General features: G+C 71.9%; 11 protein-coding genes and 1 pseudogene. 11 read left to right on the top strand and 1 reads right to left on the bottom strand.

Translation table 11 applies throughout. The features are described from left to right. From BHU06_RS22625 to BHU06_RS19205, 4 genes and pseudogenes are all read left to right on the top strand, one after another. Positions 1-132 (top strand): annotated as a pseudogene (locus BHU06_RS22625) (IS481 family transposase); the annotation flags it as partial. Between the two features lie 143 nt (positions 133-275). Further along, the gene (locus BHU06_RS19215; RefSeq protein ID WP_070400831.1) at positions 276-788 is read left to right on the top strand and encodes a CBS domain-containing protein; all 513 of its coding nucleotides are present in this window, start codon (positions 276-278) and stop codon (positions 786-788) included. A gap of 12 nt (positions 789-800) precedes the next feature. Further along, complete coding sequence (locus BHU06_RS19210; protein ID WP_070400830.1) at positions 801-1,304, top strand: flavodoxin; 504 nt, start codon at positions 801-803, stop codon at positions 1,302-1,304. Positions 1,305-1,311: 7 nt separating this feature from the next. Then, the gene (locus tag BHU06_RS19205) at positions 1,312-2,061 is read left to right on the top strand and encodes a glucose 1-dehydrogenase (protein WP_070400829.1); all 750 of its coding nucleotides are present in this window, start codon (positions 1,312-1,314) and stop codon (positions 2,059-2,061) included. Between the two features lie 22 nt (positions 2,062-2,083). Here BHU06_RS19205 and BHU06_RS19200 read toward each other — a convergent pair whose 3' ends face one another. After that, a complete protein-coding gene (locus BHU06_RS19200; protein WP_070400836.1) occupies positions 2,084-2,683 on the bottom strand; it encodes an NAD(P)H-dependent oxidoreductase in 600 nt (199 codons plus the stop codon). A 210-nt stretch (positions 2,684-2,893) separates the two neighbouring features. Between BHU06_RS19200 and BHU06_RS19195 the strand changes: the two genes are divergently transcribed. From BHU06_RS19195 to BHU06_RS19165, 7 genes are all read left to right on the top strand, one after another. Then, positions 2,894-3,292, top strand: coding sequence for a DUF4148 domain-containing protein (locus BHU06_RS19195; protein WP_070400828.1), 399 nt, complete (start codon positions 2,894-2,896; stop codon positions 3,290-3,292). Between the two features lie 118 nt (positions 3,293-3,410). Next, entirely contained in the window at positions 3,411-4,061 is a 651-nt protein-coding gene (locus BHU06_RS19190) for a TetR/AcrR family transcriptional regulator (protein WP_070400827.1), read from the top strand. Positions 4,062-4,139: 78 nt separating this feature from the next. Further along, a complete protein-coding gene (locus BHU06_RS19185) occupies positions 4,140-5,147 on the top strand; it encodes a tripartite tricarboxylate transporter substrate binding protein (RefSeq protein WP_070400826.1) in 1,008 nt (335 codons plus the stop codon). 18 nt (positions 5,148-5,165) lie between these two features. After that, positions 5,166-5,669 carry a tripartite tricarboxylate transporter TctB family protein gene (locus BHU06_RS19180; RefSeq protein ID WP_070400825.1) on the top strand — a complete coding sequence of 168 codons (504 nt, stop codon included), beginning with the start codon at positions 5,166-5,168 and terminating at the stop codon, positions 5,667-5,669. Between the two features lie 12 nt (positions 5,670-5,681). Next, complete coding sequence (locus BHU06_RS19175) at positions 5,682-7,181, top strand: tripartite tricarboxylate transporter permease (protein WP_070400824.1); 1,500 nt, start codon at positions 5,682-5,684, stop codon at positions 7,179-7,181. Beyond that, on the top strand, positions 7,178-8,008 hold the full coding sequence (locus tag BHU06_RS19170; RefSeq protein WP_070400835.1) for a sugar phosphate isomerase/epimerase: 831 nt from the start codon (positions 7,178-7,180) through the stop codon (positions 8,006-8,008). The genes BHU06_RS19175 and BHU06_RS19170 overlap by 4 nt, the downstream gene beginning before the upstream one ends. Beyond that, positions 8,005-9,360, top strand: coding sequence for an enolase C-terminal domain-like protein (locus tag BHU06_RS19165; protein ID WP_070400823.1), 1,356 nt, complete (start codon positions 8,005-8,007; stop codon positions 9,358-9,360). Before BHU06_RS19170 ends, BHU06_RS19165 begins: the two co-directional genes overlap by 4 nt. Positions 9,361-9,376: the final 16 nt, after the last annotated feature.

The following is a 9,376-nucleotide window of genomic DNA, read 5'->3' as shown; positions in this document are numbered from 1 at the left end:
GCCCAGCGCCACGCCGCCCTGCAGCCCTTCATTGACCACTACAACTGGCTGCGGCCACACTCCGCTCTGCACCATCAGCCGCCCATGACCCGCATCCCGGGCATGAACAACCTCCTGAGACTCAACATCTAGCCCGCGCCCACGGCCCCGGCGGACCGACGGCGGCGCCGCACGCGCGCGACTTGATCCGCATCATCCTGCCGCTGGCCCGGCGCTCCAAGATGGGTCCCGTTGCCGCGCCCCGCGGCCCCCACAGGACCCCACCGGAGAAGCCCATGAACATCGCCAGCCTTTGCCAACGCGCCGCCGTGGCCATCGACGCCGACGCCCCCCTCAACGAAGCCGCCCACCGGATGTTCGACGAACACGTCGGCGCCTTGCTCGTGGTCACCGGCGAGAACCCGCCCCAGGTGGTGGGCGTGGTGACCGACCGCGACATCGTGATCGACGCCCTGGCGCGCTCCAGCGCGGCCGGCGTCGATCTGCGCATCGGCCACCTGGCCAAGTCGCCGCCGCTCGCGGTGCGCGGCACGGCCGACGTGCACGAAGCGGCCAGCGCCATGGAGCAGGCCGGTGTGCGCCGGCTGCTGGTGGTCGAGGAGGACGGCGGCGTGGTCGGCGTGCTCTCCATCGACGACCTGTTCGCCGCCGTGGCCGAGGAACTGCGGCTGCTCGCCGGCGCGCTGCGCAAGGGTCTCGCCCACGAACACCAGGACCGCCAGGCACCTTTGCCGCCCCAGGGCCAGCGCCCGGTGTACCCCTACTTCGGCACGGCGGCCACGCACTGAGGCCGGGTCAACATGGACAGCATTCTCGTCGTCCACTATTCGTACACCGGCGTGTCGCGCCGCGCGGCGCAGCTGCTCGCCTCGCACCACGGCTGGCCGCTGGGCCAGGTGGAAGACCTGCACCGGCGCGCCGGCGCCAGCGGCACCTGGCGCTGCGTGCTCGACTCCCTGCTGAGCCGCCGGCCGCGCATCCGCTACGCGGGGCCACGGCCCGAGGACTTCCGCACCGTGGTGCTGGTCGCGCCCATCTGGATGTACCGCCTGGCGGGGCCGATGCGCAGCTTCCTGCACGCACACCGACTGCGCCGCGTGGCCGTGGTCGTGACCATGGGCTCGGCCGGCGCCTCCAACGCTTTCGCCGAGGTCCAGCGGCTCACCGGCAAGCCGCCGGTGGCGACGCTGGCGCTGACCGCGCGCGAAGTGGAAACGGGCAGCGGCACCACGCGCCTGCTCGACATGGGCGAGCGGCTGCGCCCCGGACACACGGCCGCTCGCCTGAGCGCGGCGATGGGCTGAGGCGGCCATGCTGAAGGACACGACCGCCCTGGTGACCGGCGCCGCCTCGGGCATCGGCCGCGCCATCGCCCTGGCCTATGCGCGCGAGGGCGCTCGCGTGGTGGTGTCGGACACCGACGCCGACGGCGGCCAGGCCACGGTGGCGCAGGTGCGCGAGCGCGGGGGCCAGGCCCTCTTCGTCGCCGCCGACGTCACCAAGCCCCGCGACCACGAGCGCTTGGTGCAGCGCTGCCTCAAACAATTCGGCCGCCTCGACATCGCCTGCAACAACGCGGGCATCGGCGGGGAGCTGGCGCCCACCGCCGACTACCCGCTGGAGGCCTGGGACCGCGTGATCGGCATCAACCTCTCGGGCGTGTTCCTCGGCCTGCGCGCCCAGATCCCGGCCATGCTCAAGGGCGGCGGTGGCGCCATCGTCAACATCGCCTCCATCCTGGGCGCGGTGGGCTTCGCCAACGCGCCCGCCTACACCGCGGCCAAGCACGGCGTGGTGGGGCTCACGCAGGCGGCCGCGCTGGAGTACGGCGCGCAGGGCATACGGCTCAACGCGGTCGGCCCGGGCTTCATCCACACCCCCATGATCGCGCGCCTGGAAGACGACCCGGCCTCGGCCGCGCAGCTCGTGGCGCTGCACCCCATCGGGCGCCTGGGCCGGCCCGAGGAGGTGGCCGAGCTGGTGCTCTGGCTCAGCGGCCCGGCGGCGTCCTTCGTCACGGGCGCCTACTACCCCGTGGACGGCGGTTACCTCGCGCGCTGAGCGCGCGGGGTACCGGCCCACGTCAGCGGGCGCGCTCGCCCAGCGCCCGCAAGCGGGCCTGCCAGCGCGCCACGTCCCGCGCGCCGAACCGCCCCACCCCGCCCACCACCGTGTCGCGCACCGGCGCGAAACCCACGAACCCCAGGATGTTGCGCTTGAGCGCCTTGAGGCTGTGGGCGCGGTAGAACCAGCGGTAGGCCAGCGCGGGCATGCCCATGGTCACCACGACGCGCGCCGAGCGCCCGCCCAGGCCCCGGCGCGTGCCGAGCGCGCTGGTCGCGTCGTAGCGGAACGCGAAGCCGGGCCGCGCCACCTGTTCGAGAAAGCCCTTGAGCAAGGCCGGCATGCCGCCCAGCCAGAGCGGGTACACCAGCACGAGGTGCGTCGCCCAGCGGATGTCTTCCTGCGCCGGCGCCAGCGCGGCCGGCACGGCGCCGCGCTCCCATTCGCCCGGGCTGCGCAGCAAGGGGAAGTCCAGGTCCGCCACGCGGATCTGCCGCACCGCGTGGCCGGCCGAGCGCGCGCCCGCGGCGTAGGCGTCCGCGAGCGCATGGCAGAGATGGGAGGTCCCGGGCTCGGGGTGGCCCTGGACGATGAGCACGCGGGCGGGTGGCGGGACCATGCGCGCACTGTAGGCCGGGCGCGGCGACGGGGGCTTGACGGGCGTCAAGGGGCGGGCGCCGGCCCCCACCGTTGCGGAAACAGAAACGCTGCGTTGCCCCCGGGGTGGTTTTTTCAATTAAGGGAAAACCCTAAAGTACACCCATGCCAGACAGAAAACGGCATTGACAGACAAACACCACCAACAACCACCCATCTTCAAGGAATTGCCATGAAAACCGCTCAAAACCTCGCCCTCTCCATCGCCCTTGCCCTGGGCGCCGGTGCCGCCTTCGCCGAAGGCCCCATCGAAGGCAACGAAGTCTTCAACTTCCAATCCACACTGAGCCGCGCCGAAGTGCAGGCCCAGGCCGTGCAAGCCAACCGGGCCGGCCTGGTCGCCCGTGGCGAGATCGTCCCCGTGCAGGAAACCGTGGCCGACAGCGGCCTGAGCCGTGCGCAGGTCCGCGCCGAGACCATCGAAGCCCGCCGCCTGGGCCTGATCGCCAGCGGCGAGATCCTGCCGGTGGCCACGCCCGCCCAGGTCGAGCAGATCCGCACCGCCGGCCTGCGCGCCGTGGCCGGCGACAAGCTGGTGCAGTCGGGCCAGCCCGCCGTGACCGCCCACTGAGCGGCCAACGCCTCCACGACAACGGCCCTGCGGGGCCGTTTTCTTTTGCGCCCGCGCCGTCCCGCAGAATCCGATCTGCGATACTGGACTTAATTAACTCAATAGAGAATTAAAGCGCGTGAACAAGCCCTCCCCCGTGGCCCCCGAAGAGCGCCTGCGCGACGCCGACCGATCGCAGGCCACCATCCTCAAGGCCGCGCGCGACGAGTTCTCCGAACACGGGCTGGGCGGCGCGCGCATGGACCGCATCGCCGAGCGCGCGGGCCTGAACAAGCGGCTCATCTACTACTACTTCGCAGACAAGGAGCGGCTGTTCCAGGCGGTGCTGGAGCAGACCTACCACCACATCCGCGAAGAAGAGCACAAGCTCAACCTGCTGCACCTCAAGCCCGAAACCGCGCTGCGCCGCCTGGTGGAGTTCACCTGGCACTACTACCTCGAGCACCCCGAGTTCCTCACCCTGCTCAACAGCGCCAACCTGCACAAGGCGCGGCACCTGGCGCAGTCCGAACGGGCGCGCGAACTGAACTCGCCGCTGGTCCTCATGCTGCAGGACATCATCGAGCGCGGCCAGGCCGAGGGCAGCTTTCGCGGCGGCATCGACCCAGTGCAGCTCTACGTGTCGATCGCCGGGCTGGCGTACTTCTACCTGTCGAACAACCACACGCTGTCGGCCATCTTCGGGCGCGACCTGATGGCCCCCAAGGCCCTCAACGAACGGCTCTCGCACATGTGCGACGTGATCCTAGGGTATGTCCTGAGAGGCTGAGCCGGCGGGCGCCTTGACGGCGGGGGGAGCGGTTCCTAGCATTAACCGTTCGGTGAATTAACCCCCAGGAGACATCGCATGACCACCGCCCGGCCTCTGCGCCAGTTGCTCGCCGCCTCCCTGCTCGCCGCCGCCGCCGCCGGCGCCTTCGCCCAATGGAAGCCCGACCGCCCGATCACGCTGATCGTGCCCTGGGCGCCCGGCGGCTCCACCGACCAGGTCACGCGCGTGACCGCGGCCGAGTTGGAGAAGCACCTGGGCCAGAAGATCGTCATCCTGAACCAGCCAGGCGCCTCGGGCTCGGTGGGCACCAAGAACGCGCTGGCCGCGCCGGCCGACGGCTACACCTGGACGGCCGGCGGCGCCAAGGACCTGGGCACCTACAAGGTGCTGGGCATGCTGGATACCTCCATCGCCGACTGGAACCTGTACCTCAATGTGGCGCACATCGCGGTGGTCGGGGTCAACGCGGACACGCCGTACAAGACCATGGACGACCTGCTCAAGGCCATGAAGGCCAACCCGGGCACGGTCTCGGTGGCCACGGCGGGCGTGAACTCCAGCGGCCACTCGGCGATCGAGGCGCTGGCGCGCGCGGCCGGCGTCACCTACAAGCACGTCACCTACGACGGCGGCGCGCCGGCCGCGGTGGCCGCCGCCTCGGGCGAGACGCAGGTGACCACGCAGCTCGCGGCCGAGCAGACCGACATGATCCGCGCCAAGAAGATCCGCCCGCTCGCGGTGGTGGGCGACAAGTCGATCGAAATCGAAGGCTTCGGCACCATTCCGCCGCTGTCGCAGTTCATCCCGGGCTTCAAGGACCCGATCAACTACTTCGGCGTCTTCGTGCCCAAGGCCGCGCCGCCCGAGGTGGCGCAGACGCTCAACCGCCTGTGGGCCACCGAGATGAGCAAGAGCGAGGCGCTGAAGAAGTACGCGCAGTCCCGCGGCGCCATGTTCGCGCCGATGGCGGGCGAGGAAGCGCAGAAGGCCGTGTTCCCCGCGGTCCAGGCCTATGCCTGGACGCAGCAGGCCGCCGGCAAGGCCAAGGTGTCGCCCGACACCGTGGGCATCCCCAAGCCCTGACGCACCGCGGGGTCCCACATGACCGAGGGTGGAACCGCCGCCCGCTCCGATCTGCGGGGCGGGGCGGGCTGGGTGGGCTTTGGCCTGCTGATCCTGATCGGCTCCTGGCGCATGGAGCGCTTCGAGTCCATGGGCGCGCAGCTCTACGCCATGCCGGGCTTCGTGCCGGGCCTGCTGGGCAGCGCCCTGGTGCTGCTGGGCGCGGTGCTGATGCTGCGCGGCTGGACGCGCCGGCGCCAGGCCGCCCGCACGGGCGGCGCCCCTGAAGCCGGCCCCGCGCCGCTGATCAACCGACGCATCGCCGCCACGCTGGCGCTGACGCTGGCCTACGCGGCGGTGCTGATCGGGCGCCTGCCGTTCTGGCTGGCCACGGCGGCCTTCGTCGCGGCCTTCGTGGCGCTGTACGCGCCGAGCGAGCAGCGCGCCGCGCGCCGCCTGGCGGTGGCGCTGCTGGCCGGCGCGCTCACCTCGGCCGCGGTCACCTGGGTGTTCCAGTCCATCTTCCTGGTCCGCCTTCCCTGAGCTTCACGCACCATGTTCGACGGTCTGCTCCTGTTCGGCCAATCCATCGCCCACTTCTCCTCGCCTTCGACGATCGGCCTGGCCCTGCTGGCCTCGCTGGTGGGCGTGGTCATGGGCGCCCTGCCCGGCCTCACGGCCACCATGGCGCTGGCGCTCATGACCACGCTCACGCTCAAGCTGCCGCCCTCGCAGGCGCTGCTGATCCTGATCTGCACCTACGTGGGCTCCATCTACGGCGGCTCGCGTTCGGCCATCCTGCTCAACATCCCGGGCACGCCGGCCTCGGCCGCGTCCTGCCTGGACGGCTACACCCTGGCCCGCCAGGGCCTGGCCGGGCGCGCCATGGGCATCGCCACCACCGGCTCGGTGATGGGCACGCTGATCGGCATGTTCTTCCTCGCCACGCTCACGCCGGTGCTGGGCGGCCTGGCGCTGAAGTTCGGCGCCTACGAGTTCTTCTGGCTCGCGCTGTTCGGCGTCATCATCGCCGGCACGCTCACCGGCGACGACCCGCTCAAGGGCTGGATCGCCGGCATCGCGGGCCTGTTCGTGGCCACCATCGGACAAGAGCCGCAGTACGGCTACGAGCGCTTCGCCTGGGGCCTGCGCGACCTGGCGGGTGGCATCCAGCTGGTGCCCGCGCTGGTCGGCGCCTTCGGCTTCGCCGAGTTGCTCACCAGCATGCGCGCGCGCCAGGCGCCGGTGACCATCAGCGCCTTCGACACCGTCATTCCCAAGCTGCGCGACGTCTTCCAGTACTGGCGCACCATCCTGCGCTCGGGCCTCATCGGCACCGGCGTGGGCATCGTCCCCGGCGTGGGAGAGGACGTGGCGGCCTGGTCGTCCTACGCCGCCGCCAAGCGCGCCAGCCAGGAGAAAGAAAAATTCGGCAAGGGCTCGGTGGAAGGCCTGATGGCCGCCGAGACCGGCGACAACGCCTGCGTGCCGGGCGCGATGATCCCGGTGCTCACGCTGGCCATTCCGGGCTCGGCGCCGGCCGCCGTGCTGATGGCCGCGATGATCATCCACGGCGTCAAGCCAGGCCCCATGATCATGGTGGAGAGCCCGCAGTTCGTGTACGACGTGGTGGCCATGATGCTGTTCGCCACCATCGGCATCCTGATCTACGGCCTGGTGCTCACCAAGGCCCTGGTGCAGGTGCTGCGCGTGCCCCAGCACCTGATCGTGCCCATCATCTTCGTGCTCTGCGCCGTCGGCAGCTTCGCCATCGCGGGCCGGCTGTTCGACATCTACGTGATGCTGGCCTTCGGCCTGATCGGCTTCGCCTTGCGCCACCATGGCTACCCCATGGCGCCGCTGGTGCTGGGCATCGTGCTGGGTGACCTGCTGGAGAAGAACCTGCGCCGCGCGCTGATCCTCTCCGACGGCGACCTCACGCCCTTTTTCACCCGGCCCATCGCCGCCGCCGTGGCGGCATTGATCTTCGCCACCATCGCCTGGCGGGTGTGGTCCCTGGTCCGCCCCTCCCGCACGGGGCGCGCGCCGGCATGAAGCTCTCGCTGTGCAACGAGGTGCTGCACCCGCTGCCGCTGGCCGCGCAGTGCGAGGCCGCCGCGCGCTGGGGCTACGCGGCGCTGGAACTCGCGCCCTTCACCCTGGCCGACGACCCGTCCACGCTGCGCGCCGCCGACGCGCGCCGCTGGCGCGACACGGCGCAACAGCAGGGCCTGGCCATCAGCAGCCTGCACTGGCTACTGATGCGGCCCGAGGGCCTGTCGCTGGTGAGCGATGACGCCGCGCAGCGCCGGCGCACGCTGGACCTGCTGCGCCAGCTGATCGACCTGGCCGCCGCCTGCGGCGCGCGCGTGCTGGTGCACGGCTCGCCGCGCCAGCGCTCGCCCGGCCCGGGGCAGAGCGTGGCCGACGCGCTCGCGCGCTTCGAGGCCGCGCTGGCCGAGCTCGCGCCGCACGCCGCCGCGGCCGGCGTCACCTACTGCGTGGAACCCCTGGGCCGCTTCGAGACGCCGGTGGTCAACACCGTGGCCGAGGCCGCCAACCTGGTGGACCGCATCGGCTCGCCCGCGCTGCGCACCATGCTCGACGTGAGCGCGGCCTCGCACAGCGAGAACGAGCCCGTGCACGAGGTGCTGCGCCGCTTCCTGGCCAGCGGGCACATCGCGCACGTGCAGCTCAACGACCACAACCGGCGCGGCCCCGGCCAGGGCGACACCGACCAGCGCCCCGTGCTGCAGGCGCTCAAGGACAGCGGCTACGCCGGCTGGGTGGCGGTGGAACCCTTCGACTACATGCCCGACGGCCCAGGCTGCGCCGAGGCCAGCGCGCGTCACGTGCACGAACTTTGGAGCCAACTGACATGAACGGCGTGAACCTGCGCCTGCACGCCATCGAGCTGTACGAGCGACACGTCACGCTGCGCCTGCCCTTTCGCTTCGGCGCGGCCACCGTCACGCAATGCCCGCAGGCCTTCGTGCGCGTGCACGCCGAGGCCCAGGGCCGCCGCGTGGAGGGCGCCGGCGCCGAGCTGATGGTGCCCAAGTGGTTCGACAAGTCGCCCGCGCTCACGCACGAACAGAACTTCGAGCAGCTGCGCGAGTCGCTGCGCAACGCGCGCGAGGCGCTGCTGGCCCAGCGCGATCCGCTCACGCCTTTCGCGCACTCGCAGTCGGGTGGCGAATCGGCCATCGCCGTGTCGGTGGCCCGCGGCCTGCCGCGCCTGGCCGCGCAGTTCGGCGCCGCGCTGCTGGACAAGGCCGTGGCCGACGCGGCCCTGCGCGCGGCCGGCCTGTCGTGGGTGGACGGCCTGCGCGCTGGCGCGCTGGGCGATCCCTGGAGCGCTGGCCTCACGATCGCCCGCCCCGACGCGGTGGTGCTGCGCCACACCGTCGGCCTGGCCGACCGCCTCAACGACGACGACCCCGGCAGCGACCCCGGCGACGGCCTGCCCGCCACGCTGGAGGCCGCCATCCGCCGCCAGGGCCTGCACCACTTCAAGCTCAAGCTCAGCGGGCGCATCGAGGCCGACGTGGACCGCCTCTCGCGCATCGCCGCCGTGCTGCGCGCGCACGCGCCCGAGCACCGCGTCACGCTGGACGGCAACGAAACCTTCGCCGACGCCGCCAGCCTGGGCGCCTATTGGCAGGCGCTGCGCGCCACGCCCGCGCTGGCCGATCTGCTGCGGCGCACCCTGCTGCTGGAGCAGCCGCTGGCGCGCGCCGTGGCGCTGCGCGAACCCATCGCGCCGCTGGGCATCGACGTCCCCGTGATCCTCGACGAATCCGACGACCACGCCCACGCGCTCGACGAGGGCCTGGCCCTGGGCTACCGCGGCATCTCGAGCAAGGCCTGCAAGGGCATCTACCGTTCGCTGCGCAACGCGCGGCGCATCGCGCAGGACCCGCGCCTGCTGCTGTCGGGCGAGGACCTCACCTGCCAGGCTGGCCTGGCGGTGCAGCAGGACACGCTGCTCGCCGCCAGCCTGGGCGTGCGCCACATCGAGCGCAACGGCCACCACTACGTGGACGGCTTCGGCAGCGCGCCCGCCGAGGAGGCCCAGGCCTTCGCCAGCGCCCACGCGGGCTTCTACGACAACGGCGGCGGCCGGCCCCGCCTCGCGGTGCGCGAGGGCCGGCTGGACCTGCGCTCGCTGCACACGCCGGGCTTCGCCAGCGCGGCGGCGCCGCTGTGGCGCAGCCTGAAAGCCATCGACTGACTTCCCCCATCACCCC

The sequence above is a fragment of the Hydrogenophaga sp. PML113 genome, from assembly GCF_001777155.1.
In the GTDB taxonomy this organism is placed as follows: Bacteria; Pseudomonadota; Gammaproteobacteria; order Burkholderiales; family Burkholderiaceae_C; genus Hydrogenophaga; species Hydrogenophaga borbori.
This window is presented reverse-complemented; position numbering and strand designations above follow the sequence as displayed.